Here is a 23,641-nt window from a genome sequence, read left to right as displayed (position 1 = left end):
CCCAGCAGGGTGCCTCCCGGCTCTTCTACTGTGGCGACCAGGCGATCAGGGAGGAGATCGGGTGAAGCTCGAGCTGCGCGGGATCACCAAGCGCTTCGGCGCGCTCACGGCCAACGACTCGATCGACCTGGTCGTCGAGCCGGGTGAGATCCACGCCCTGCTGGGCGAGAACGGGGCCGGCAAGAGCACGCTGATGAACACCCTCTACGGGCTCTACCAGCCCGACGAGGGCGAGATCCTCATCGACGACGTGCCGGTCACCTTCGCCGGCCCCGGCGATGCGATGCGCGCCGGCATCGGCATGGTGCACCAGCACTTCATGCTGATCCCGGTCTTCACCGTCGCCGAGAACATCGAGCTCGGCCACGAGCGCACCAGACCGCTGGGCTTCCTGGACCGCCGCCGCGCGCGCAAGGAGGTCGAGGAGGTCTCGCGGCGCTACGGCCTGCAGGTGCCGGTCGACGCGCTCGTGCAGGACCTCCCGGTCGGCGTGCAGCAGCGGGTGGAGATCCTCAAGGCGCTGGTCCGCGACGCGCAGGTGCTCATCCTCGACGAGCCGACGGCCGTGCTCACCCCGCAGGAGACCGACGAGCTCATCGAGGTGATGCGCTCGCTGAAGGAGGCCGGCACCTCGATCGTCTTCATCACCCACAAGCTGCGCGAGGTGCGCGCCGTCGCCGACCGGATCACCGTCATCCGGCGCGGCAAGGTGGTCGGTGAGGCGAGCCCCACCTCCACCGCCGCCGAGCTGGCCTCGCTCATGGTCGGCCGCCCGGTGAAGCTGGAGGTCGACAAGGCCACCGCGAAGCCGGGCGACGAGCGGCTGCGCACCGACACGCTGCGCGTCGTCGACGCGGCCGGCCAGGTGCTGGTCGACGACGTCTCGCTGAAGGTGCGCGCCGGTGAGATCTATGCGCTGGCCGGTGTGCAGGGCAACGGGCAGACCGAGCTGACCGAGGCGCTGGTCGGGCTGACCCCGGTCGAGTCGGGCAGCGTGCACCTCGACGGCGCCGACATCACCAAGGCCGGCGTCGACGCCATCCTCGACTCCGGCGTGGGCTACGTGCCCGAGGACCGGCTGCACGACGGGCTGATCTCCAGCTTCACCGTGGCCGAGAACCTGGTGCTCGACCTCTACGACGACAAGCCCTACCGCAAGGGCTGGAGCCTGGACCTGGACTACATCCACGGCTTCGCCGAGGAGCGGGTCAGCGAGTACGACGTGCGCACCTCCGGGGTGGACGCCGCGGCCTCGACGCTCTCGGGCGGCAACCAGCAGAAGGTCGTCTTGGCCCGGGAGATGTCGCGCGAGCTGCGGCTGCTCATCGTGGCCCAGCCCACGCGCGGCCTCGACGTCGGCTCGATGGAGTTCGTGCACCAGCGCATCGTCGCCGCGCGCGACGCCGGTGCCGCCGTCGTGCTGGTCTCCACCGAGCTCGACGAGGTGCTGGGCCTGGCCGACCGCATCGGCGTGATGTACCGCGGCCGGATCATCGGCGAGGTGCCCGGCGGCACCGACGCCGAGACCATCGGCCTGCTGATGGCCGGCGACGCCTCGGTCCTGGAGGCGAAGCCGGCATGAGCGCCACGCAGACCGACCCGACCACCGCGGACCCCACACCCGCCGCCGGCCCGCGGCTGAAGCGGCCCACCCGCTCCAGCGACCTGCTGGTGACGGCGCTGGCCGTCGTGGTCGCGCTGGTCATCGGCGGGGTCCTGATCGCCCTGGCCGACCAGCGCACCCGCTCGGCCGCCGGTTATTTCTTCCAGTGGCCCTTCGACACCTTCACCTACGGCGCCGAGGCCGCCTGGCACGGCTACGTGGCGCTCTTCCAGGGCGCGATCTTCAACCCACGGACGGCGGCCAACGGCACGCTGGTCGGCTACCTCGGCCCGCTCTCGGAGACGCTGACCAACGCCACGCCGCTGATCCTGGGCGGGCTCTCGGTGGGGCTGGCCTTCCGCGCCGGGCTGTTCAACATCGGCGGGCAGGGCCAGATCGTCCTGGGGGCGATCTTCGGCGGCTACGTCGGCTTCGCCTGGGACCTGCCGCCGGTGCTCCACCTGCTCGTGGCGGTGCTGGCCGCGGCCCTGGGCGGCGCGCTGTGGGGCGGGCTGGTTGGGTGGCTCAAGGCCCGCACCGGCGCGCACGAGGTGATCACCACGATCATGCTCAACTACGTCGCCACGGCCCTCCTGGCCTACCTGCTCTCGGTGAAGTGGTTCCAGGCGCCGCCCTTCGGCCAGGCCATCTCGCGCCCGGTCGACAAGAGCGCTCAGCTGCCACCGCTGCTGGGCTCGACGATGCGCGTGCACGCCGGCCTGATCCTGGCGCTCCTCGCCGCCTGGGCCGTGTGGTGGCTGCTCGAGCGCAGCGTGCTCGGCTTCCGGCTCAAGGCGGTGGGCGCCAACCAGTTCGCCTCGCGTACCGCCGGGATGGACGTCGGGCGCAGCATCATCGTCGTCATGGTCGTCGCCGGCGCGCTGGCCGGCCTGGCCGGCGCCTGCCAGGCGGTGGGCACCAACACCCAGATCACCCAGGACATCGACGCCGGCATCGGCTTCGACGCCATCACCGTCGCGCTGCTGGGACGCGCCAAGCCCGGCGGCATCGTCTGGGCCGGGCTTCTCTTCGGCGCGCTGCACGCCGGCGGCGTCCAGCTGCAGTCGGTCACCGGCACCCCGATCGACCTGGTGCAGGTGATCCAGTCGCTCATCGTGCTGTTCATCGCCGCGCCGGCGGTGGTCCGCGCGATCTTCCGCATCAAGGCCAGCGGTGCCGGCGTCGGCCAGGCGCTCGCGAAGGGATGGAACGGGTGATGGCCACCACGGAGCAGGCCACCGAGGTCGTCGTCGAGCACCAGGTCGTCGACGCCCAGCCCCTCCGCACCCGGATCGGGGTCGGTGCGTTCCTGGTGCTGCTCGGGGTCGTCAGCCTGTGGTTCCTCGGCCTGAAGCTGGACGGCTCGGCCAAGGCGCACCTGAACAAGCTGGTGCTGCCCGGCCTGGCCACCGGTGTGGTCGTCGGCGTCGTGATCCTGGCGCTCGCCGGCTACCAGCTCGCGCGCGGCTTCCGGCGCCAGCAGGTGGGCCTGGTGCTGGGCGGCTCGCTCCTTCTCTTCGTCGTCGCGTTCTTGACCTGGGTCTCGGCCCACGGCGACGGCGCCCGCGTCGACCTGACCGGCCTGTTGCAGAACTCCATCGGCCTGGCCGTGCCGCTCATGCTGGGCGCGATGGCGGGCGTGCTGTGCGAGCGGTCGGGCGTCATCAACGTCGCCATCGAGGGCCAGATGCTGGCCGGTGCGTTCGGCGCCGCGCTCATCGGCTCGGTGGCCGGCAGCTGGTTCGGCCTGGTCGGCGCCGCGGTCTTCGGCGCGCTGATCGGCGCCATCCTGGCCGTCTTCGCCATCAAGTACCTGGTCAACCAGGTCGTCCTCGGCGTCGTGCTCAACGTCTTCGCGCTGGGGCTCACCGGCTTCTTCTACGACGCCTTCATGCAGCAGAACACCCAGGCGCTCAACACCCCCAAGGTGTTCAAGCCGATCGACCTCCCGGTGCTCGGCGACATCCCGTTCATCGGGCCGCTGCTGTTCCAGGCCAACATCGTGGTCTACCTGACCTACGTGATCATCGTGGCCGTCGACGTCGCGCTCTTCCGCACCCGCTGGGGGCTGCGCACCCGCGCGATCGGCGAGCACCCCAAGGCCGCCGACACCGTGGGTATCAAGGTGCTGGCGATGCGCTACCGCAACGTCATCATCGGCGGCGCGATCGCCGGCATCGGCGGCGCCTACTTCACGGTCGGCTCGGTGGGCGCGTTCGGCAAGAACATCACCTCCGGCAACGGCTTCATCGCCCTGGCCGCGCTGATCTTCGGCCGCTGGAGCCCGCGCGGCGCGGTCGCCGCGTCGCTGCTGTTCGGCTTCGCCTCGGCACTGCAGACGCTGCTCTCGTTCACGGTGCCGGGCATCCCGTCGAACTTCCTGGCCATGCTGCCCTACGTCGCCACCATCTTGGCCGTGGCCGGCCTGGTCGGCCGGGTGCGCGCCCCGGCCGCCGACGGGGAGCCGTACGTTGCCCGGTGAGACCTGGGAGCGGTTGCGCGAAGCGGCCGTCGAGGCGATGGGCCACGCCTACGCGCCGTACTCCGACTACTCCGTCGGTGTCGCCGGGCTGACCGACGACGGCCGCGTCGTCGTCGGCTGCAACGTGGAGAACGCCTCCTACGGGCTCACCCTGTGCGCGGAGTGCGCGATGGTGTCCAACCTGCACCTGGGCGGCGGCGGAAAGCTGACCCACGTGTACTGCGTGAACGCGAGCGGCGAGCCGATCATGCCGTGCGGGCGCTGCCGGCAGCTGCTGTGGGAGCACGGCAGCCCGGCGACCGAGCTGATGACCGACGAGGGGGTCCTGACGATGGCGCAGGTCCTCCCCAAGTCCTGGGGGTTCGAGTAAGTGGCACAGCACGACGCGGTCGAGGTGATCGCCGCCAAGCGCGATCGTCACGCGCTCAGCGACAGCCAGATCGACTGGGTGATCGACGCCTACACCCGCGGCGACGTCGCCGACGAGCAGATGTCGGCGCTGGCCATGGCCGTCCTGCTCAACGGCATGACGCGCGAGGAGATCGCCCGCTGGACGAGCGCGATGATCGCCTCCGGAGAGCGCCTGGACTTCTCCTCGCTCTCGCGACCCACCGCCGACAAGCACTCCACCGGCGGTGTGGGCGACAAGATCACGCTCCCGCTCGCACCGCTGGTCGCCGCCTGCGGCGTCGCGGTGCCGCAGCTCTCGGGACGTGGGCTCGGCCACACCGGCGGCACGCTGGACAAGCTGGAGTCCGTCGCCGGCTGGCAGGCGGCGCTGTCGAACGAGGAGATGCTCGCCCAGCTCGAGGACGTCGGCGCCGTGATCTGCGCGGCCGGGTCCGGGCTGGCGCCGGCCGACAAGAAGCTCTACGCGCTGCGCGACGTCACCGGCACCGTCGAGGCCATCCCGCTCATCGCCTCCTCGATCATGTCGAAGAAGATCGCCGAGGGCACCGGTGTGCTGGTGCTCGACGTCAAGGTCGGCTCCGGTGCCTTCATGAAGGACGTCGCCTCCGCCAGCGAGCTCGCCTCCACCATGGTCGCCCTCGGCCAGGACGCCGGCGTGCACACCGTCGCCCTGCTCACCGACATGGGCACCCCGCTCGGCCTCACCGCCGGCAACGCCCTCGAGGTCCGCGAGTCCGTCGAGGTGCTCGCCGGCGGCGGCCCGGCCGACGTCGTCGAGCTCACCCTCGCGCTGGCCCGCGAGATGCTCGCCGGCGCCGGCCGCGACGACGTCGACCCCGCCGACGTGCTGGCCTCGGGCCGGGCGATGGACGCCTGGAACGCGATGATCCGCGCCCAGCACGGCGACCCCGATGCACCGCTGCCGAGCGCCCGCGAGACCTACGTCGTCAGCGCCCCCGCCTCCGGCGTCCTGACCCGTCTCGACGCCCTCGCCGTCGGCACCGCCGCCTGGCGCCTCGGCGCCGGCCGGGCCCGCAAGGAGGACCCCGTGCAGGCCGGCGCCGGCGTCGAGTGGCACGCCCGCCCCGGGGACGCCGTCACCGAGGGCGAGCCGCTGCTCACCCTCCACACCGACGAGCCGGCCCGCTTCGAGCGTGCGCTCGAAGCGCTGGAGGGTGGCTGGGAGGTCGGCGCCGAGGGCGCCGAGGTCGTCAAGCAGGACCTGGTGATCGACCGGATCGGCTGAGGTCGGTCGTACGTCATACGAAGCGGCTGCTCCAGCGACCACCTCGTATGACGTCCCGAGCAGACCTCGACGAGCCCGTCAGGGCAGCAGCAGCACGACCGTCTCGGCCACGCACGCCGGCTTGTCGACGCCCTCGATCTCGATGGTCCAGCCGAAGGTGGCCTGGCGGCCCGAGGGCAGCTCGGTGACGCCGGTGACCTTGACGTGCGCGCGGACCCTGGAGCCGACGCGTACCGGGTTCGGGAAGCGGACCTTGTTGACCCCGTAGTTGAGCTTGGCGCCCGGGGTCTCGAGGCCGAAGACCGACGAGCCGAGGTAGGGGATGAGAGAGAGGGTCAGGTAGCCGTGGGCGATGGTGCCGCCGAAGGGGCCGTCCTTCGAGCGCTCGACGTCGACGTGGATCCACTGGTGGTCGCCGGTGGCGTCGGCGAAGCGGTCGACGCGGTCCTGGTCGATGGTGAGCCACTCGGAGGTGCCGATGTCCTCGCCGATGGCCGACTCGAGCTCCTCGAACGTGGTGAAGGTGCGCATGAGGCTGAAGATAGTCGCCTGCCAAGATGGCGGACATGGCCGGCAACCCACTGGACGCTGACGTCGTACGCCGCGCACCGAAGGTGCTGCTCCACGACCACCTCGACGGCGGGCTGCGGCCCGCGACCGTGGCCGAGCTCGCCGCCGAGATCGGCCACAAGCTGCCGGTGGCCGACCCGGCCGATCTGGGGCGCTGGTTCCGCGAGGCGGCCGACTCCGGCTCGCTGGTGCGCTACCTGGAGACCTTCGACCACACCGTCGCGGTGATGCAGCACGCGAGCGCACTCACCCGCGTCGCGCGCGAGTGCGTCGAGGATCTAGCCGCCGACGGCGTCGTGTACGCCGAGGTGCGGTGGGCGCCCGAGCAGCACCTGCAGCAGGGGCTCACCCTCGACGAGGCGGTGGCCGCGGTGCAGCAGGGCTTCGAGGAGGGGGTGGCCGCCGCCGGGAACGGACAGCGGATCGTGGTGCGACAGCTGCTCACGGCGATGCGCCACCAGGCCCGCTCGATGGAGATCGCCGAGCTGGCCGTGGCCTGGCGCGACCGCGGCGTCGCGGGTTTCGACATTGCGGGCGCGGAGGCCGGCTTCCCGCCCACCCGGCACCTCGACGCCTTCGAGTACCTGCAGCGCGAGAACGCCCACTTCACGATCCACGCGGGGGAGGCGTTCGGGCTGCCGTCGATCTGGCAGGCGATCCAGTGGTGCGGGGCCGACCGGCTCGGCCACGGGGTGCGCATCATCGACGACATCACGATCGACGCCGACGGCACCGCCGAGCTGGGCCGGCTCGCCCAGTACGTGCGCGACAAACGCATCCCGCTGGAGATGGCGCCGTTCTCGAACCTGCAGACCGGCGCCGCGGCGTCGATCGCCGAGCACCCGCTCGGGCTGCTCACGCAGCTGCGGTTCCGCGTCACCGTCAACACCGACAACCGGCTGATGAGCGACACCTCCATGACCAAGGAGATGGTGGCGCTCAGCGAGGCGTTCGGCTACGACCTGGACGACCTGCGCTGGTTCACCATCAACGCGATGAAGTCGGCGTTCCTGCCCTTCGAGGAGCGGCTGGCGCTGATCGACGGGGTCATCAAGCCCGGCTACGCGTCACCCGTTGGCGAGACCACCTAGCGAAAGCCGTATTGCGTAGGTGAGAATAGGGTCCGTGGGACCGATGGAGTGGCTGCGCGCCACACGGGCGCTCGAGAGAGCGGGCTGATCCCGCCGGTCCGCCACGCAACCACCCCTGCGGCGCGTCACCGGCAGCCGACCCCTGCCCACCGACGAACAGAATCGACGCCTGCCCCATGACCTCTCCGCACGACGACGCTGTCGTCCTCGTCACCGGTGGCGCCAGCGGCATGGGTGCCGCCACCGCTCGACACCTCTCCGCCCACGGGGCCCGCGTCGTGGTCGTCGACCTGGACGCCCGACGGGCCGAGGACGTCGCCCGCTCGCTCTCCGGACCCGCACTGGGCATCGGCGCGGACGTGTCCGTGCCCGAGGACACCGAGCGCTACCTGGCCGCGGCCGTCGAGGAGTTCGGCAGCCTCGACCGGGTGTTCCTCAACGCCGGCATCGGCGGCGCGACGCCGTTGCTGGAGGAGACGGTCGAGCGCTTCGATGCGATCGTGGCGGTCAACCTGCGCGGGGTGTTCCTCGGACTGCGCGGCTCGCTGCGGCTGATGCGCGAGCAGGGGAAGGGTGGCGCGATCGTGGTGACGACGTCGACGGCGGCGCTGGCCGGCTCCGAGCTCGCGGCCTACAGCGCGGCCAAGCACGGTGCGTGGGCGCTGGTGCGTACCGCCGCCATCGAGGGTGCGCCGTTCGGTGTCCGGGTGAACGCGATCGCTCCGGGCTCGATCGACACACCGATGATGCGGGCGCTCGAGGGCGTCCTCGGAGGAGGAGAGGCGGCGGCACGCGCGCTTCACGCGACAACACCGCTGGGGAAGGCGCAGGACCGGTACGGCACCGGTGAGGAGGTGGCCCGGTTGGTCGGGTTCCTGCTCGGCGACGACGCGGGTTGGATCACCGGCGTGACGGTCCCCGTCGACGGTGGTGTCCTGACCGCCGACCCCTACCACTTCCCGGAGCTGCCCGCATGAGTGACGACCTCGGCTCCCGTTTCGCCAATCCCGAGATCCGCTGGTCGCCCGACTCGGTCGTGCGTCCGCAGGACGCCGACGACGTGCGTCGTTCTGTTGGCGACGCAGTTCGCCACGGCCGACGGGTCGCCGTCCGCGGTGGTGGGGTCGGCTTCTCTGGCGCTCGTCCGGGCAGCGTGCTGCTCGACCTGCGCGACCTCGACGACGTCGTCGTCGACCCTGGGAGCCGGCGGGTGCGCGTCGGCGGCGGCGCGGTGTGGCGAGACGTCAGCCGGATCCTCGCGACCTCGGGGTTCGCCGGGGCGGCGCCGCAGTTCCCACGGCTCGGCGTCGCCGGCCACGCCCTGGGCGGTGGCCACGGCTGGCTCTCGGGGAAGCTGGGCTGGGCGTCGGACACCGTTCGCGCGGTGGAGCTGGTCACCGCCGACGGCGAGCTGGTCCGTGCCGACGTCGACCACGAGCCGGACCTGTTCTGGGCACTGCGCGGCGCCGGCTCGAACTTCGGCGTGACCGTCGCGATAGAGCTCGAGGTGATGCCCCTGGCCGAGGTCGCCTTCGGGCTGGTGTGGTTCCACCCGGACGAGTCCCGGCAGGCGCTCGCCCACTTCCGCGACTGGGTGGTGGCCCAGCCCGACGAGGTGACAGCGATCGGCTCGCTCGCCGTGCCACCGCCGGACTGGAACGGACCCGCGCGCCTGGCCGGACGCCCCGCGGTTCATGTCATCGTCTGCCACTGCGGCACCGCCGAGCAGGCCGAGCGGGATCTGGCGGACCTGCGAGGTCATCGCGCCGTCGTCGCCGACTCGGTCCGGCGCATGCCGTGGGTCGACCTGGCGTGTGGCAACGACGTCTTCACCCCCGGGTTGCACCGACGTTCGCGGATGTACTACCTGCGCGCCTTCGACGATGCGGCCGTCGACCTGACCGTGGACAGGGCCGAGGAGCTGGGCCCGCTCGACATGATGTCGACCCACTACTACGGAGGTGCGATCCAGCGCGTCGCGGAGGAGGCCACCGCGATGAGTCACCGCGACAAGCCCTGGAACTACATGGTCCAGGTGACCTGGTCGGAGGGCGACGACGGCGAGGCGCGCCGTCGCTGGCACGAGGGGTACCTGGCCGACGTCGAGCGACTCTCCCACGACGCCTTCTACGTGAACTACCTCTTCGACGAGCCCGACCACGTGCCCGCGGCGTACAGCGCTCGCACCTGGCGACGACTGGTCGCTCTCAAGCAGCAGTGGGATCCGGCCAACACCTTCGCCGACAACCAGAACATCCGCGCGTGAGCACCAGGCTGCACCACCTCGCCCTGCCGGTGAGCGACCTCGAGCTCTCCGTCGACTGGTACGAGCGCGTTCTCGGTGCCGAGGTCACGCGTCGCACAGACGTGGACGATGCCGACCTCCGCGCCGGGCGCACCCGCCAGGCGTGGCTGGCGGTCGGGAGCGTCGTGGTCAACCTGGCGGAGGGCCGTGCGGTGCGACGCGAGGAGGACCAGCACTTCTTCCACTACGCCCTGAGCGCCGACGGCGATCTCGACGGCTGGCTCCGGCACCTGGGTGACACCGGTGCCGACGTCGTGGGTGTCTACGGTCACGGCGGGCTCTCGTTCGTGTCGGTCTACCTCGACGACCCCGACGGCTACCGCTGGGAGGTCGTCGTGGACTACCCGAGCTTCGAGGCGGCCCGGACAGCGGCGCTGCGCCACGGTGGGGTGCTCGGCAACCCGATGACCTCTTATGAGTGAGACGGCGCTACCTGAGGACCAGACCGCCGTCGACGCACAGCACCTGGCCGGTCAGCGCCGCGCCCCCGGGCCCGGCGAGGAACGCGACGGAGGCCGCGACGTCGGTGACGTCGAGCTCGCGGGCGAGCGCCTGTCGCCGCACGACGTCGGTGAAGGCCTCGGCGGGCATGCCCTCGCGAGCTGCCGGGGTGGGCGTGAGCCCGGGCGCGACGGCGACGACGGCGACCCCGTCACCGCCGAGCGCGTGCGCCAGCGACCGGGTCATCCCCACCACCGCCGCCTTGCTCGTCACGTAGGCGAGCAGCTCCGGGGCCGGCGGCGACCACACCGTGTCGGAGACGACGGGCACGATGCGGCCGAACCCCGCCGCGGCCATGCCGGGTGCGAAGGTCTGGGCGAGCAGCAGCAGTGCCTCGACGTTGACCGCCTGCACGCGGCGCCACAGGTCGAGGCCGACGTCGGCCAACGCCGCCTGCGAGAGGTCGGCGGCGGCGTGCACCAAGACGTCGACCCGGCCGTGCCGGGCGAGCACATCGTCGGCGGCGGCGCGTACGGCGTCGGCGTCGGCGAGGTCGACCCCGTCCACGCCGTCCATGCCGTCCACGCCGTCCACGCCGTGGCGGTCGAGGACGACGACCCGGTGCCCGCTCTCGCGCAGGGCCGTCACGATGGCACCGCCGATCGCGCCCGCTCCGCCGGTGACGACTGCGACGCGCGACTCAGCCACGAGCGGCCTGCTCGCCGGCGATCCGACCGAAGACGAGGGCGTCGGTGAGACCGCCGCCGTGGTCGATGAGATGGCCCCAGACGAGGCTCACGGCGCCCGCGGCGTACAGGCCCGGCACGACCGCGCCGTCGGTGCGCAGCACCTGGGCCCGGGCGTCGTGACGCGGACCGCCCGTGGTGCCGGCGACCCCGGGCCAGGTGGGCACGGCGTACAACCGGTCCAGCTCGAGGGGGACGAGGGTCTCGGGCTCCCGGTGGAAATCCGGGTCGACGCCGGCGGCGGCGTGCTCGTTGTAGCGCTCCAGCGAGGAGCCGAGCACACCGGCATCGAGCCCGGTGGCCGCGGCCAGCTCGACGACCCCGGCCCCGGTGCGGATCCAACCCCGCTCGACCTCGGCGCCGTTGTCCGCGCTCCACGTGTAGTCGTTGGGCGTGCCCAGGAGTCCGTTGAGCGGGCCGGCCAGCCGCGTCGGTTCGTCGAAGACCGCCCACGTGGGCAGCGCCGGTCGATTGGCGTTGCGGGGCAGGTACGTCGTGAGGGCGCGCAGCCGGTCGTGCACCTCGAAGCCGGTCTCGTCGGCGAAGCGGCGTCCCTCGGCGTCGAGGAGCACGTGGCCCGCGGCAAGGAAGTCGACGGCGAACGGCGCCGCGAACTCCGGCACCCGCACCGAGAACCAGCCGAAGAACCCGTACATGTGCCACAACGCGGCGCCGGCCTGCTGCGCCATCCGCAGGCCGGCCCCGTCGTTGTAGCCGTGCCCGACCGGGTACGTCGGTCCCAGCGGCAGATAGGCGTCGGCGAGGGCCGCGTCGCCCTCGAAGCCGCCGCAGGTCAAGACCACCGACCCGGACAGCGAGGAGCCGTCGGCCAGCACCACACCGGTCACGGCCGCTTCCGACATCATCAAACGGTCGACACGGGCCGAGCAGCGGACCTCGATCTCGCGCGAGCGCACCGCGGCCTCGAGCCCCTGCCACAGCCGGACGCCCCGCCGGCCCTCGCCGCCGGCCGCGACGGTGTAACGGACGTCCCGCCCACCCGGGAACCCTGGCCATGAGGGGAAGGTGGCTGGGAAGCGTCCCGGGGGAGGGGTGAACTCGGTCAGGTCGATGCCCAGCTCCGGAAGGCGGGTGGGCAGCTCGTGGACGCCACGACCGTAGGCCTCGAGGACGTCGAGCGGTGTGCGGTCGAAGGACAGCGATCGGAGATGGTCGACCATCCGGTCCTCCGGTAGGTCGAACAGGAAGCCGCCGCTGTACGGCGCGTTGCCGCCGCCGGCAGGGGAGGCCTCGAGGACGACGACGTCGGCTCCGGCGTCATGGGCCGCGACAGCCGCCGCGGCCCCCGCCGGACCGAAGCCGACGACGATTACGCTCACGCGCTCTCCGGTCGCTCCAGACCGCCACCGCCGAACGCCTTGTCGTGCTGCATGGTGATCTCCATGAAGGGGTAGACGTACTCGCGCATCCCGGCCTCGGCCCGGCCGACCGCCTCGACCACGTCGGTCCCGGCCCCGGCGGCGCCGCTGATCTCCTCCAGGAGGCGCTTGGCGTCCAGCAGGGCCAGGTTCGCGCCGATCCCGAGCGTCGGCAGCATCGCGTGGGCGGCGTCGCCGACGAGGGTCACGCGCGAGGGCGCCCACGGTTCGGCGGGCATCAAGAACCCGAACGGGATCTGGAAGATCGTGCTCGGCTCCATGGTGCCGACGAGCTCGATCACGCCAGGGTGCCAGCCCTCGACCGAGCGCAGCATCGACTCGCGCAGCTCCAGGGGGGTGCTCTCGGTCCACTGGTCGTTCGGCGGGATCACGGTGCCGGGGGACACCGAGGCGCTGGTCATGACGTAGTCGTCGACCGGCTCGAGCTCGACGTCGGGCGCGATGGTCCTCGCGGCCTCGTCCGGGCGCTGCCGGGCCTGGTAGGCCCCGATGAGCACCCGGCCCTGGCCGTCGGTGGCGAAGTTGACCCCCTGGAGCAGCTCGTCGGGCAGCAGCTCGAGCAACCGGGGCGTGATCGGGGTCCGTCCGAAGACCCCGATGCCCTGGACCCCGCCCGGGACGTGCGTGACGTCGGGCAGCCGCTGGGCGCGCACGGCGGAGTTGATGCCGTCGGCGCCGACCAGGAGGTCGCCCTCGGCCGAGGTGCCGTCGGCGAAGTGGGCGACCACGCGGTCGGGCAGCTCCTCGTAGGACACGATCGGCCTGCCGGGCTGGAAGGCGTCGCCGAGGCGGGCCCGCAGGATCGCCCGCAACGTGCGGCGGTGCACGCCGGTGTGCTCCCGGGGACCTGGGTTCGGCGGTCCCACGTGGGGCTGCGAGGTGATCTCGTGAAGGTCCTTGGACCACACCGTGGACAGCTTGCGCTCGTAGGACCGGCGTGAGGTCTCCAGGTACAGCTCGAAGAGATCCTCGGGCAACACGCGCCGCAGGGCCTCGCCGCCGTCGGCGTTCATGTGGAGCATGTAGCCGACCTTGCGCGTGAAGTCGGGGTCGCGCTCGTAGACCGTCGCCGAGTGGCCGTCCTTGCGCAGGCCCTGGGCCAGGGCCAGGCCGCTGAGGCCTCCTCCCGCGATGATGACGTTCAAAGGGGACGAGCTGGCCATCTGCGAGCCTCCTGGCGACGGGTCCGGTTACTTTCACTCTGCGAAAGTGACTATCTAACTGCTACGTTAGTGCGCGCCGTCACACTTGTCGAGGGTCGGAGGAGCCGGATGGACACGTCTTCGCAGCAGCTGCTCGCTGCCGTCGTCGGCCGGCTGATCCCCGGTGACGCCGCCTCGCCCGGGGCGCACGAGGCGGGCGTGCCCGACTTCGTCCGCGGTGAGCTCGGCGGTCACTTCGCCGCCGAGCAGGACGCCGTCGTCGCCGGCCTGCGATCGCTCGACGCCGCGGCTCGGACGGCCCACGGCGTGTCCTTCGTCGACGTCTCGGCGGCGGATCAGGACCACCTGCTGGCGGCGGTCGAGACGGCTCCGTTCTTCGAGATGCTGCTGCAGCTGAGCATCGACGGGTTCCTCTGCGACCCGCGACACGGTGGCAACCGCGACGGGGTGGGATGGCGCGTCGTCGGCTACCCGGGGGTCGTCCTGACGCCCACCGAGGAGCAGCAGCAGATCGGGACGCCGATCGGTTTCGGCGGGCTCACCGTCGAGGACGTCTCGCTGTGAGCGGCTACGACGTGGTCGTCGTCGGCCTCGGTGCCGCTGGCACGATCGCCACCCGCCGGCTCGCCGAGAGTGGTCTGCGGGTGCTGGCGCTGGAGGCCGGCGGCTCCTACGCCTCCACCGACTTCCTGCCCGACCAGCTGCTCAATCAGCGGCGGGGGGCCCTCACGAGCGGCAAGACGGCGGCCGAGATGCCGACCGTGCGTCGCGACGTCGCCAACGTCGCGGTCCGACCACCCTTCGGCGGGCTGACGATGAACGCGGTCGGCGGTACGAAGATCCACTCGGGCAATGGTCACCTGCGGCTGCCCCCGTGGCAGTTCCGCTCGCGCAGCAACCTCCTCGAGCGCTACGGCGAGCAGGTGCTGCCCCCCGAGATCAGCCTGGCCGACTGGCCGGTCACCTTCGACGACGTGGTGCCGTTCTACGACGAGCTCGAGCTCGTGCACGGGGTCTCCGGCGAGCCCGGGCCCGAACGCTTCGTGGGCCCCCGCACCCAGCCGTACCCGAACCCGCCGCTACGACGCTCGGGCTACAACGAGCTGATGACGGCAGCGGCCTCGCGTCTGGGTTGGACGCCGTTCGCCACGCCGGCCGCCATCCGGTCTCGGCCCTACGGCGGCCGCGGTGCCTGCACGTACTGCGGACAGTGCGTCTTCAACGGCTGCTACGCCGACGCCAAGGGCGTGCTGCGGATCGAGGACGTCCTGGGCAGTCGCGGCAGCGTCGAGGTACGTACGCACGCGCGGGTCACGCGGGTGCTCACGGGCTCGGACGGCACGGCCACCGGTGTGGAGATCGTGGCCGACGGGTCGACCACGACGGAGACCGTCCGTGCGCGGGCGGTGATGCTCGCGGCGTACACCTACGAGAACGTGAGGCTGCTGCACCTCTCCGCCGGGGGCGACCACCCGAGCGGGCTGGGCAACTCCACCGACCAGCTCGGCCGGCATTTCTCCACCCACGCGTTCGGCTTCGCCTTCGGGAGCTTCGGGGGTCGGGAGATGAACACCTGGACCGGGTCGATGTCGCAGGCCGTCTCGGTCGAGGAGTTCAACGCCGACCACGTCGACCACACCGATCTCGGCTTCGTGGGCGGCGGTTCGCTGCTGGCGATGATGGAGAAGCTCACGATGCTGATGGCCCGGCAGCCGCCCCCGTCGGCCGGGCGCTGGGGAGAGGGCTACAAGCGCTGGTTGGCCGAGGACTTCCGATCGATGGCCCACGTGCACTTCTGGGCCGACGAGATGCCGCACCGCGACGGACGTCTCGACCTCGACCCCACGCACGTGGACCCGACCGGCACCCCGGTGCTGCGGATCACCAAACCGCTGCTCGAGAACGACGCCAGGTCGTTCGCCTATCTCGCCGAGCAGGGTCACGCATGGTTGCGCGAGGCGGGTGCGAGCGAGACCTGGAGCTCGCCGTACCACCCCTTCGACATCAGCCCGCACGCCTTCGGCGGTGCTCGGATGGGCGACGACCCGGCCACGAACGTCACGGACTCCTGGCAGCGCCTGCACGACGCCGCCAACGTCTACGTGCTCGGTGGCGCCACGTGGCCGTCGTCGACCGGGACCAACCCGACTCCGACCATCGAGGCGCTCGCCATGCGCAGCGCCGGACATCTCGTGGAGGAGCTGTCATGAGATTCGACCACTGGGGCCTCAACGTCGCCGACCTCGACGCCGCGGAGGCCTGGTACGGCGAGGCTCTCGGCGTGCGGCGGGAGGTGGCGCTGCGGATCGACCCCATCTCGATGGACGTGCGCATGCTGCTGCACCCCGAGCACGGCTACCGGCTGGAGCTGCTCAGCCGCGAGGGCGCCGGCGGGGACGCGCCTGCCGATCCGGCCGAGGCGGCCCTGCGCCACGGCTACGGTCACGTGGCGCTCTCTGTCGACGACCTCGACGCCGAGCACGACCGGTTGGTCTCCCTCGGCGCACGCTCGGTGATGGCACCCCAGCCCTCGCCAGAGCCCGGGGTGAGGATGGTGTTCCTCGCCGATCCGTTCGGCAACCTGGTGGAGCTCCTGCAGCGGTGAGGTCGGCGCTCAGCGGAAGCGCTGGACGATCTCCCCGACGCCGTCGACACGGCTGACCAGGGTCTCCCCGGGCTGCAGAAAGCGCGGGGGAGTGCGGCGGTTGCCGACACCTTCCGGGGTGCCGGTGAAGATGAGGTCGCCGGGGAGCAGCCGACAGACCTCGGAGAGCCGGGCGACGAGGTCGTCGACGGGGAAGATCAGGTCGGCGGTGCTGCCGCTCTGCAGTGGCTCGTCGTCGAGGAACGAGGCGAAGCCGATGGCGTCGCGGTCGGGCAGCTCGCCGGGCGTGACCACCAGGGGACCGATGGGTCCGAAGCCGGGGTGCGACTTGGCCAGGCTGAACTGCGGCGGCTTCCCGGCGAGCTGCTGCACCCGCTCGGAGAGGTCCTGGCCGACCGTGATGCCCGCCAGGGCGTCCCACGCCTCCTCACGAGGGATGCGGTACCCGCCGCGGCCGACGACGGCCACGACCTCGATCTCCCAGTCCACGTGACCCTCGGGCAGTGTGACGTCGACGTCCGGACCCACGACGCAGCTGGGGAACTTGGTGAAGACGAGCGGCTGGCCGGGCGGGTCCCAGCCGGCCTCGGCCGCGTGGGGACGGTAGTTGAGCGCGATCGCGAACACCTGCCGCGGGGCGGGGACGGGAGCACCGAGCGACCCGGGCGCGAGCCGACGGGCCACGGACCAGTCGAGGGTGGGCTCGGCGGCGACGACGTCGTCCCAGCGAGCGAGCAGTGCGAGTGGGTCGTGGGGGAGCGAGTCGTCGGTGGCGCGGGCCAGATCCAGGAAGGTCTCGTCGCGGACGACCACCCCGCGGCCGTCGACGGTGCCGAAGCGCACTAGTCGACCGGGGCGTAGAGGTCGATGGAGTACGGCTCGGTGTCGTGGGCCGCGCTCCACGGCACGACGGTGTTGCGCAGGATGCCCAGGCCCTGCACCTCCGCCTCGACCACGTCGCCGGCCTGCAGGTAGAAGTCGAACGGGTTCGGCTGCACGGCCGCGACACCGGAGACGGTGCCGGTGCTGATCAGGTCGCCGGCCGAGTAACCCTGCGGCGAGTGGTAGGCCACCAGGTGCGGGATGGAGATGACCATCTCCTTGGTGTTGCCGGTCTGGCGGACCTGACCGTTGACCCTCAGCTCCATCGCCAGGTCGTGCGGGTCGGCGATCTCGTCGGCTGTCACGATGTAGGGCCCGATCGGGCAGAAGGTGTCGATGGCCTTGGAGAAGGAGAAGACGCCGGACTGCATCTCGCGACGCTGGATGTCGCGCGCGGTGATGTCGTTGAACACGGTGTAGCCCGCGATGTGCTCGACGGCCTCCTCGGGACTGAAGAACTTGCCGGCCCGGCCGAGGACGACGGCGATCTCGAGCTCGTAGTCGAGCTCGTTGGTGAGTCCCTCCGGGTAGACGATGTCGTCGTCGGGACCGATGATCGCGTCGACGTTCTGGAAGAAGACGATGCCCTTGTGCACCGGGTGGGACCAGTCGACCGCCGTGAGCTCCTGGTGGTGCGCGGTGAAGTTGCCGGCGGTGTGGAAGAACTTCTTCGGCGTGATGGGCGCCCGGAGCCGGACGTCCGCGACCGGGAGCCGCTGCCCCGTCTCGCCGACCTGCTGGTCGCGCTGGAAGAACTCGACGGTGCTCGCGCAGTCGAGCTCGATCACCGTGTCGAGGCCGTCGTCGCCGTCGAGTCGACCGACCCGTCCCTCGTCGAAGGTCACCAGCTTCATGGCCTCAGCCCACCATTCTCACATCATGAAAGTAACTTACAGATCCTGGTCGACGTTACACGTCGGGCGCGGCCACGCGGAAGACCCGCAGCTGCAGCGCGAGCGTCGCGTAGTAGCCGACGAGGGTCAGGAGCTCGAAGAGCTGGGCCTCACCGAGGGCCGTGACGGCTTCGGCGTACTCGGCGTCGTCGAGGTCGCCGTCGTGGGCGAGTCGCGTGGTCAACCGTGCGACGAGTGCCTCGTCGGGGTCCTCGACCACCAGTGGTTCACCGGCGCGGATGGCCGAGATCGCCTCATCGGAGAGCCCGGCCGCCCGCCCGACGGCCTCGTGCGCGTATCGCTCGAAATCGCTGTCCCATCGAGCGGCCACGACCAGGATGGCGATCTCCCGGGCCCGGTCCGACAACGCCGTGCCGTAGCGGACTGCGGCCCCGACCGCCTGCAGTGCGGCGCCCACTCGCGGGCTGAGCAGCATCGCGTTGAAGGGGCCCTCGAGGCCCCCGTCCTCGTCGAGGAGGGCGAACAGCTGCGGACCCTGGGCTCGCGGGCCGCGGGCGATCGAGGCGTACAGCTCCGCGGCGTCCGGCTGCAGAGCGGCGGGATCGAGCTTGGCGAGCCGCGTGCCGCGTGGTGCGGCGCTCACCGTGCGGCGCCGTCGGTCAGCAGCTCGGAGATCGCAGCGCAGGTCTCCAGCAGATGGGGCCGCAGCTCCTCGACGATCCGCTCGGTGGGCCAGTCGCGCGCCTGGACGGCGACGTTCGCGCCGGCCACCACGCGCTCGCCGATGCGCACCGGGGCGGCGACCGAGCGGAGCCCGAAGGCCACCTCCTCGTTCTGCAGCGACCACCCCTGCCTGCGCAGCTGCTTGAGCTCGGCCCGCAGGCCCTTCATCGTGCTCTGCGCGTTGGGGCCGTGGTTGAGCGAGAACGAGGCGGGGCTCACCCGCTCGCCGAGCTCGGTCTCGGGGAGGTAGGCCAGCAGCAGCTTGCCGATGGAGGTGTAGACCGCCGGCAGCGTCGACCCGACCTGGATGTTCGCGGTGACCAGGTCGGCGTTGCGCAGCCGCACGAGGTAGAGCGCGCGATCCTCCTGCAGCACCGCGAGGTTCACCGTCTCGCCGGTGCGCTCGGAGAGCTCCTGCAACCGTGGTGTCGCGATCTCGACCAGGTCGAGGCTGCGCAGCGCCGCGCTGCCGAGCGTGAGGACCTTGACCCCGGGACGGTAGTCACCGTTGGGCAACCGATCGAGGTAGCCCTCGGAGGTCAGCGTCATCACCACGCGGTAGACCGTCGGCAGCGGCAGGGTCGACTCGGTGGCGAGGTCGCTCACCCGCCAGGTGGGTCGCTGCTCGGTGAACATCGAGAGCAGTCGCAGTCCCTTGGCCAACGCCTCGACCCGGTACTCGGGCTTGTCGGGGTCGTCGGACGACGCGACCGCGGTCGTGCGCTTGCTGGTCTGCCTGGATTTGGGGGGCACCGGGATCTCCACGCGTCGGGGGGTGTGTCTGGACAGTGGTCGGACAGCGGTATTACTGTTTTGCGGAAGCCACTTTCACCAGACGAGAATACCTGAACCGGGAGAGCCGTGCCAAGCATGCCGACCGATTGGCTGTCGCTGACAGGACGCCGCGCACTGGTGCTCGGCGCCGGTGGCTTGGGCGGAGCGAGTGCGGCCGCGCTGGCGGCCGCGGGCGCCCAGGTCCTGGCCGTCGATCTCGACGAGAGCACCCTCGGAGCGCTCCAGGACGACGGCAAGCTGTCGGGTCACGACATCTGGACCCTGGCCGCCGACCTCTCGACGCCGTCCGGGTGCCGTGAGGCCGTCACCCGTGCGGTGGCCGAGCTGGGAACGCCCGAGGTGTTCCTCCATGCGGTGGGGATGAACATCCGCAAGCCCGTCCTCGAGCTCGACGATGACGCCTGGACCGACACCCTCACCCTCAACCTCTCCACGGCCTACTGGTCGGGTCAGGAAGTCGGGCGGCTGATGGTGCGCGCCGGCTACGGCCGCATGGTGTTCGTCTCGTCGGTCTCCGGCCTGCTCGCTCACGCCAAGCACGCGCCGTACGCCGCCACCAAGGGCGGCCTCAACCAGCTCGTGCGCGTGATGGCACGGGAGTGGGCGGCCGACGGTGTCACCGTGAACACGGTCGCTCCGGGCTACGTCGAGACCGACCTGACCAAGGACTATCTCGAGGTCGACGGCGTCCGCGCCGAGCTCACGTCGCTGGTGCCCGCCGAGCGTCTCGGCCGTCCCCAGGAGGTCGCCGACGCGGTGACGTTCCTGTCCTCGGATCGAGCCGGCTTCATCACCGGCCAGGTGCTCTATGTCGACGGCGGGCGCGTTCTCGTCTGAGACCCTTCCCGCCGGCCTCGCAACCCTCACGAAGGAGTGACCATGTCAGACCTGTCCGCCACCCCGATGCCCCGCAGGTTCGAGGGACGCAACGTCGTCGTGACCGGCGCCGGCACCGGGTTCGGTGCGGAGATCGCCGTGCGCGCCGCCCAGGAGGGCGCGGCCGCCGTCGGCGTCCACTACCGCAGCTCCCGGACCGGTGCCGAGGAGACCGCACGCCGCGTCGAGGAGGCCGGCAGCACCGCGGTGCTGCTGCAGGCCGACATCGCCTCGTGGGAGGCCGTTCGCGCCATGGCCGACGACTCCTTCGAGCAGATGGGTCACGTCGAGGCCTTGATCAACAACGTCGGCGACGTGGCTCGGGAGCAGATGTCGTGGCGCGACATCACCGAGGAGTCCGTCGACCATGTGCTCGCCGTCGACATCAAGGGCACGATGGCGTGCACGCACGAGTTCGGCGCCAAGATGGTCGACCAGGGCCACGGCTCCATCGTCAACATCGGTTCGACCGTCATCGTCCGCGGCAGCGCCCGCGCCCCGCAGTACGCGGCCGCCAAGTACGGCATCCTCGGCCTGACCAAGTCCTATGCCCACGCGCTCGCGCCCACCGTGCGCGTCAACGTGTTCGCCCCGGGCTTCATCGAGACCGAGGCCACCTTGGGCCGCGAGGACTGGAAGTCCGGTCGCGGTGACCAGCTGCGCAAGCTCACCCCGATGGGGCGCATCCCGGGCCCGGCCGAGCTCGCCGGCGCTGCGCTCTACCTCGCCACCGACGACGCCTTCCACACCACGGGCGCCTACATGATCTCCGACGGCGGCTACAACATGGTCGGGGCCTGAGGGTGGCCGTACCGGGCGGTCGGACGACCGACCTCGACCTGGCCTCGGCCCGGTCGATCGTCGAGCGCGCCATCGACAAGGGGGAGCAGCTCGGCCTTCGAGGTGGCTTCGCCGTCGTCGGCGCCAGCGGGGCCCTGGTGACGGCGTCCCGCATGGACCGCGGCGGTGCCGGGGGGATGGCCCGGGCCCGGTCGAAGGCCTGGATCTCCGCGACCCAGCAGATCCCGAGCTTCGAGCACCTGCAGCGCATGGGCTTCGTCGGCGAGCAGGTGGCGAACGGCTTCAAGCAGTGCTCACCCGAGGCCAGGTTCCCCGGGGCCGGTGGCATGCCGATCCGCGACCCGAGCGGCGCGGTGGTGGCCGGTGTCGCAGCGTCGGGGGCCACGGTCAGCCCGTTCTTCCCCACCGACATCGCCCAGGAGAACATGATCGCCGACGGGAAGCCGGCCAACCCCGAGGACCTCGTCGTGCACTACGCGATGGGATTGCCCTACGTCGGTCAGCACGGTGACGACCACAAGCGGTGGGAGATCAGCTTCGGGCCCTTCCCCGACGACCCGCCGGCGGGTCGCGGCAACGACCCGGCGCCCGTCGCTGCCGACCAGCCCGAGCACCGCTGGGCGGTCTCGCTCGCCGACGCCGTCATGGAGCGGGCGCAGGCGGCCGGCGTCCTCGTCGCGATCTCCGTGGTCGACCACCGCGGGGACCCGGTCCAGCAGGACGTCATGGACGGCGCCCCCACCGCCGCCACCTTCCTCGCCGACGGCGTGGCCGCGGCCGCCGCCCTGATGCAGGTGCCGAGCCACGTGCTGGCGGGTCGCTACCAGGAGCCGGGGACCCTCGCTCAGCTGGCGGCGCTGCTCCCCGTGCCCGTCCTCGCCTCACCCGGAGGTCTGCCGGTGAGCGTGGACGGCCGGGTGGTCGCCGGCCTGGGCGTGGGCGGACCGCCGCCCCATGTCTGCGCCGAGATCGCGCAGGATGCGCTGAGGTCGCTGTCGTGAGCGATCCGGTCCGGGTCTGCGTGGTCGGTGTCGGGGCCATCGGCAGTCTCTACGCCGCTCACCTGGGCCGCGCGGAGGAGGTCGAGGTCTGGGCCTACGACATCGTCGAGGCCCACGTCGCCGCGATCAACGACGGCGGGCTGCGCGTGACGGGCCGGGCGGACTTCGTCTCTCCCGTGCGCGCGACCAGCGACGCCGCTGCGATCCCGCCCTGCGCGCTCGGCATCGTGGCCACCAAGGCCGAGCACACGGCGACGGCGATGGCGGCCGTCGCGCACGTCTTCACCGACGGTGCCGTCGCCAGTGTGCAGAACGGACTCGGCAACGAGGAGGTCGTCGCCGAGTTCGCGCCGCGCGTCATCCGGGGAAGCATCCTGCCCGCCGGAGCGCTCGCGGGCCCAGGCGTCGTCCGGCTGGACTCGCTGGGGCCGACCTGGCTGGGCCCCTTCGAGCCGCAACCGGCCCGGGCGGAGGAGATCGAGCTGCTGGCGCGCCTGCTGACCGAGGGTGGGTTACCCGCCGAGGCGATGGCCGACGCGCGGGGCGCGCAGTGGGGGAAGGTCGCCTTCAACGCGGCCACCAGTCCCATCGCCGCGCTGACGGGCCTCAGCATCGGCCAGCTCGGCGAGCGTCCGGACCTGCGGGCGCTGGTCGAGGCCCTCGCCGCCGAGACCACCAGGGTCTGCGAGGCGATCGGCGTCGACCCGCCGGATCCGGTGACCACGCTCGAGCGCGAGATCGTCAACGCCTACGCCCACAAGCCGAGCATGCTGCAGGACGTGCTGGCCCGCCGCCGCACGGAGGTCGACGTCCTCACCGGGGGAGTGGCCTCGGCAGCTCGCGATGCGGGCGTCCGCGCACCTCTGCACGAGGCGCTCACTGCCCTGGTCCACGGGCTCGAGGCGAGCTGGGCCGCGACGTCCGAGAGCGGGATGCGGCACTAGATCCGGATCGCCTCACCGGGGGTCGGTCGGAGCACGCGGACACCCTCGCCGACGAAGGCACCGAGCATCCCGGCGTACTTGTCGACGTCGGTCAGCTCGCCCTCGTGGATGGCGATCGCGACCGACGGGCCCACCGCTCGCACGTAGTCGACGGCCTCTGCGAGCTTGAGCCACGGACCGTCGACCGGCGCGGCCAGCACCTCGACGTCACCCTCGGGCACCTCGAAGGAGTCGCCGGGGTGCAAGAAGGCGCCGTCATCGACGAGGAACGCCAGGTTCGGGCAGTCGGGCACGTCGGCGTACACCGGCGCATGGGGTCCGCCCAGCACCACGACGCGTTCGCCGCCGAGCTCGAGGGTGTCACCCGGGTGCGCCACCAGAGCGCGCTCGATGCCGCTCACCTGCCTGGCTGTGCGCTCGTCGAGCACCAGTCGGGCGCCCGGGTTGGCCGCCATGAGCGCGGGCAGCCGCTCGGCGTCCACGTGGTCGGGGTGCTCGTGGGTGACGAGCACGGCATCGAGGTCGGTCAGCGACTCGAACCCCGCCGACAACGTCCCGGGGTCGAAGAGCAGCCGGGCCGTCCCGGTCTCGAGGAGGAGGCACGCGTGGCCGAGGTGGGTGATCTGCACGGGCCGCACCGTACACGCGCCACTCGGGGCGGGTGCGGCGCCGAGTATGGACAGATGTGCTGCGCGTCACGTA

At 71.6% G+C, this 23,641-nt stretch carries 25 protein-coding genes; 16 read left to right on the top strand and 9 right to left on the bottom strand.

What is annotated here, in order from left to right; all coding sequences use genetic code 11:
- The first annotated feature begins 61 nt into the window (after positions 1–61).
- Genes D9V37_RS08990 through D9V37_RS08970 form a run of 5 tightly spaced genes read left to right on the top strand, consistent with a single transcriptional unit; the run spans position 62 to position 5,742 of the window.
- Positions 62–1,582: an ABC transporter ATP-binding protein gene (locus tag D9V37_RS08990; protein ID WP_121805758.1), complete on the top strand. Its 1,521-nt coding sequence runs from the start codon at positions 62–64 to the stop codon at positions 1,580–1,582.
- On the top strand, positions 1,579–2,820 hold the full coding sequence (locus D9V37_RS08985) for an ABC transporter permease (protein ID WP_121805757.1): 1,242 nt from the start codon (positions 1,579–1,581) through the stop codon (positions 2,818–2,820). Before D9V37_RS08990 ends, D9V37_RS08985 begins: the two co-directional genes overlap by 4 nt.
- Positions 2,820–4,085 (top strand): ABC transporter permease, encoded by a 1,266-nt coding sequence (locus D9V37_RS08980; RefSeq protein ID WP_121805756.1) that lies wholly within the window; start codon positions 2,820–2,822, stop codon positions 4,083–4,085. The genes D9V37_RS08985 and D9V37_RS08980 overlap by 1 nt, the downstream gene beginning before the upstream one ends.
- Positions 4,075–4,455, top strand: coding sequence for a cytidine deaminase (locus tag D9V37_RS08975; protein ID WP_198412446.1), 381 nt, complete (start codon positions 4,075–4,077; stop codon positions 4,453–4,455). Before D9V37_RS08980 ends, D9V37_RS08975 begins: the two co-directional genes overlap by 11 nt.
- Positions 4,456–5,742 carry a thymidine phosphorylase gene (locus D9V37_RS08970; protein WP_121805754.1) on the top strand — a complete coding sequence of 429 codons (1,287 nt, stop codon included), beginning with the start codon at positions 4,456–4,458 and terminating at the stop codon, positions 5,740–5,742.
- A 78-nt stretch (positions 5,743–5,820) separates the two neighbouring features.
- On the opposite strand, the gene D9V37_RS08965 is transcribed toward D9V37_RS08970, so the two are convergent.
- The gene (locus D9V37_RS08965; RefSeq protein ID WP_121805753.1) at positions 5,821–6,273 is read right to left on the bottom strand and encodes a MaoC family dehydratase; all 453 of its coding nucleotides are present in this window, start codon (positions 6,271–6,273) and stop codon (positions 5,821–5,823) included.
- Between the two features lie 35 nt (positions 6,274–6,308).
- Here D9V37_RS08965 and D9V37_RS08960 point away from each other — a divergent pair, with 35 nt between their 5' ends.
- From D9V37_RS08960 to D9V37_RS20220, 4 genes are all read left to right on the top strand, one after another.
- On the top strand, positions 6,309–7,403 hold the full coding sequence (locus tag D9V37_RS08960; protein WP_121805919.1) for an adenosine deaminase: 1,095 nt from the start codon (positions 6,309–6,311) through the stop codon (positions 7,401–7,403).
- Between the two features lie 176 nt (positions 7,404–7,579).
- Positions 7,580–8,380, top strand: a complete 801-nt coding sequence (locus tag D9V37_RS08955) for an SDR family NAD(P)-dependent oxidoreductase (RefSeq protein ID WP_121805752.1) — start codon at positions 7,580–7,582, stop codon at positions 8,378–8,380.
- Positions 8,377–9,669: an FAD-binding oxidoreductase gene (locus tag D9V37_RS08950; RefSeq protein WP_121805751.1), complete on the top strand. Its 1,293-nt coding sequence runs from the start codon at positions 8,377–8,379 to the stop codon at positions 9,667–9,669. The genes D9V37_RS08955 and D9V37_RS08950 overlap by 4 nt, the downstream gene beginning before the upstream one ends.
- Entirely contained in the window at positions 9,666–10,130 is a 465-nt protein-coding gene (locus tag D9V37_RS20220) for a VOC family protein (protein ID WP_158604426.1), read from the top strand. The genes D9V37_RS08950 and D9V37_RS20220 overlap by 4 nt, the downstream gene beginning before the upstream one ends.
- A gap of 7 nt (positions 10,131–10,137) precedes the next feature.
- Here D9V37_RS20220 and D9V37_RS08940 read toward each other — a convergent pair whose 3' ends face one another.
- The 3 genes from D9V37_RS08940 to D9V37_RS08930 are packed head-to-tail and all read right to left on the bottom strand — an operon-like array spanning position 10,138 to position 13,458.
- Positions 10,138–10,857 (bottom strand): SDR family NAD(P)-dependent oxidoreductase, encoded by a 720-nt coding sequence (locus D9V37_RS08940; RefSeq protein ID WP_121805750.1) that lies wholly within the window; start codon positions 10,855–10,857, stop codon positions 10,138–10,140.
- Positions 10,850–12,235, bottom strand: coding sequence for an FAD-binding protein (locus D9V37_RS08935; RefSeq protein ID WP_158604425.1), 1,386 nt, complete (start codon positions 12,233–12,235; stop codon positions 10,850–10,852). The genes D9V37_RS08940 and D9V37_RS08935 overlap by 8 nt, the downstream gene beginning before the upstream one ends.
- Complete coding sequence (locus D9V37_RS08930) at positions 12,232–13,458, bottom strand: FAD-dependent oxidoreductase (protein WP_121805748.1); 1,227 nt, start codon at positions 13,456–13,458, stop codon at positions 12,232–12,234. Before D9V37_RS08930 ends, D9V37_RS08935 begins: the two co-directional genes overlap by 4 nt.
- A gap of 108 nt (positions 13,459–13,566) precedes the next feature.
- Between D9V37_RS08930 and D9V37_RS08925 the strand changes: the two genes are divergently transcribed.
- From D9V37_RS08925 to D9V37_RS08915, 3 genes are read left to right on the top strand one after another with little or no spacing between them, the layout of a single operon-like run.
- The gene (locus tag D9V37_RS08925) at positions 13,567–14,022 is read left to right on the top strand and encodes a gluconate 2-dehydrogenase subunit 3 family protein (RefSeq protein WP_121805747.1); all 456 of its coding nucleotides are present in this window, start codon (positions 13,567–13,569) and stop codon (positions 14,020–14,022) included.
- Complete coding sequence (locus D9V37_RS08920; protein ID WP_158604424.1) at positions 14,019–15,668, top strand: GMC oxidoreductase; 1,650 nt, start codon at positions 14,019–14,021, stop codon at positions 15,666–15,668. The genes D9V37_RS08925 and D9V37_RS08920 overlap by 4 nt, the downstream gene beginning before the upstream one ends.
- Positions 15,665–16,063 (top strand): VOC family protein, encoded by a 399-nt coding sequence (locus D9V37_RS08915; protein WP_121805745.1) that lies wholly within the window; start codon positions 15,665–15,667, stop codon positions 16,061–16,063. Before D9V37_RS08920 ends, D9V37_RS08915 begins: the two co-directional genes overlap by 4 nt.
- Positions 16,064–16,072: 9 nt before the next feature.
- Here the strand turns inward: D9V37_RS08915 and D9V37_RS08910 are convergent, their stop codons facing one another.
- Genes D9V37_RS08910 through D9V37_RS08895 form a run of 4 tightly spaced genes read right to left on the bottom strand, consistent with a single transcriptional unit; the run spans position 16,073 to position 19,275 of the window.
- Positions 16,073–16,906, bottom strand: a complete 834-nt coding sequence (locus D9V37_RS08910) for a fumarylacetoacetate hydrolase family protein (RefSeq protein ID WP_121805744.1) — start codon at positions 16,904–16,906, stop codon at positions 16,073–16,075.
- Positions 16,906–17,799: a fumarylacetoacetate hydrolase family protein gene (locus D9V37_RS08905; RefSeq protein ID WP_121805743.1), complete on the bottom strand. Its 894-nt coding sequence runs from the start codon at positions 17,797–17,799 to the stop codon at positions 16,906–16,908. The genes D9V37_RS08910 and D9V37_RS08905 overlap by 1 nt, the downstream gene beginning before the upstream one ends.
- Positions 17,800–17,854: 55 nt before the next feature.
- Positions 17,855–18,442, bottom strand: coding sequence for a carboxymuconolactone decarboxylase family protein (locus D9V37_RS08900; RefSeq protein WP_121805742.1), 588 nt, complete (start codon positions 18,440–18,442; stop codon positions 17,855–17,857).
- Entirely contained in the window at positions 18,439–19,275 is an 837-nt protein-coding gene (locus tag D9V37_RS08895) for an IclR family transcriptional regulator (RefSeq protein ID WP_198412445.1), read from the bottom strand. The genes D9V37_RS08900 and D9V37_RS08895 overlap by 4 nt, the downstream gene beginning before the upstream one ends.
- 117 nt (positions 19,276–19,392) lie before the next feature.
- Here D9V37_RS08895 and D9V37_RS08890 point away from each other — a divergent pair, with 117 nt between their 5' ends.
- From D9V37_RS08890 to D9V37_RS08875, 4 genes are read left to right on the top strand one after another with little or no spacing between them, the layout of a single operon-like run.
- Positions 19,393–20,154, top strand: coding sequence for an SDR family NAD(P)-dependent oxidoreductase (locus D9V37_RS08890; protein WP_198412444.1), 762 nt, complete (start codon positions 19,393–19,395; stop codon positions 20,152–20,154).
- A 42-nt stretch (positions 20,155–20,196) separates the two neighbouring features.
- Entirely contained in the window at positions 20,197–20,994 is a 798-nt protein-coding gene (locus tag D9V37_RS08885; RefSeq protein WP_121805741.1) for an SDR family NAD(P)-dependent oxidoreductase, read from the top strand.
- 2 nt (positions 20,995–20,996) lie between these two features.
- Entirely contained in the window at positions 20,997–21,995 is a 999-nt protein-coding gene (locus D9V37_RS08880) for a GlcG/HbpS family heme-binding protein (RefSeq protein ID WP_121805740.1), read from the top strand.
- On the top strand, positions 21,992–22,939 hold the full coding sequence (locus D9V37_RS08875; protein ID WP_158604423.1) for a ketopantoate reductase family protein: 948 nt from the start codon (positions 21,992–21,994) through the stop codon (positions 22,937–22,939). The genes D9V37_RS08880 and D9V37_RS08875 overlap by 4 nt, the downstream gene beginning before the upstream one ends.
- On the opposite strand, the gene D9V37_RS08870 is transcribed toward D9V37_RS08875, so the two are convergent.
- Positions 22,936–23,568 (bottom strand): MBL fold metallo-hydrolase, encoded by a 633-nt coding sequence (locus D9V37_RS08870; RefSeq protein WP_121805739.1) that lies wholly within the window; start codon positions 23,566–23,568, stop codon positions 22,936–22,938. The two genes, D9V37_RS08875 and D9V37_RS08870, sit on opposite strands and share 4 nt — an antisense overlap.
- Positions 23,569–23,641: the final 73 nt, after the last annotated feature.

Source organism: Nocardioides mangrovicus (assembly GCF_003674065.1).
GTDB classification, from domain to species: Bacteria; Actinomycetota; Actinomycetes; order Propionibacteriales; family Nocardioidaceae; genus Marmoricola; species Marmoricola mangrovicus.
The sequence above is the reverse complement of the archived record's forward strand: the minus strand, read 5'-3'. Positions and strand labels throughout refer to the sequence as shown.

What these genes read in the sequence shown, in the direction of transcription:
- D9V37_RS08960 (WP_121805919.1), top strand. Translation starts at nt 6,309, where the DNA reads ATGGCCGGCAACCCACTGGACGCTGACGTCGTACGCCGCGCACCGAAG.
- D9V37_RS08885 (WP_121805741.1), top strand. Translation starts at nt 20,197, where the DNA reads ATGTCAGACCTGTCCGCCACCCCGATGCCCCGCAGGTTCGAGGGACGC.
- D9V37_RS08950 (WP_121805751.1), top strand. Translation starts at nt 8,377, where the DNA reads ATGAGTGACGACCTCGGCTCCCGTTTCGCCAATCCCGAGATCCGCTGG.
- D9V37_RS08985 (WP_121805757.1), top strand. Translation starts at nt 1,579, where the DNA reads ATGAGCGCCACGCAGACCGACCCGACCACCGCGGACCCCACACCCGCC.
- D9V37_RS08965 (WP_121805753.1), bottom strand. Translation starts at nt 6,273, where the DNA reads ATGCGCACCTTCACCACGTTCGAGGAGCTCGAGTCGGCCATCGGCGAG.
- D9V37_RS08905 (WP_121805743.1), bottom strand. Translation starts at nt 17,799, where the DNA reads ATGAAGCTGGTGACCTTCGACGAGGGACGGGTCGGTCGACTCGACGGC.
- D9V37_RS08915 (WP_121805745.1), top strand. Translation starts at nt 15,665, where the DNA reads ATGAGATTCGACCACTGGGGCCTCAACGTCGCCGACCTCGACGCCGCG.
- D9V37_RS08925 (WP_121805747.1), top strand. Translation starts at nt 13,567, where the DNA reads ATGGACACGTCTTCGCAGCAGCTGCTCGCTGCCGTCGTCGGCCGGCTG.
- D9V37_RS08955 (WP_121805752.1), top strand. Translation starts at nt 7,580, where the DNA reads ATGACCTCTCCGCACGACGACGCTGTCGTCCTCGTCACCGGTGGCGCC.
- D9V37_RS08930 (WP_121805748.1), bottom strand. Translation starts at nt 13,458, where the DNA reads ATGGCCAGCTCGTCCCCTTTGAACGTCATCATCGCGGGAGGAGGCCTC.
- D9V37_RS08980 (WP_121805756.1), top strand. Translation starts at nt 2,820, where the DNA reads ATGGCCACCACGGAGCAGGCCACCGAGGTCGTCGTCGAGCACCAGGTC.
- D9V37_RS08890 (WP_198412444.1), top strand. Translation starts at nt 19,393, where the DNA reads ATGCCGACCGATTGGCTGTCGCTGACAGGACGCCGCGCACTGGTGCTC.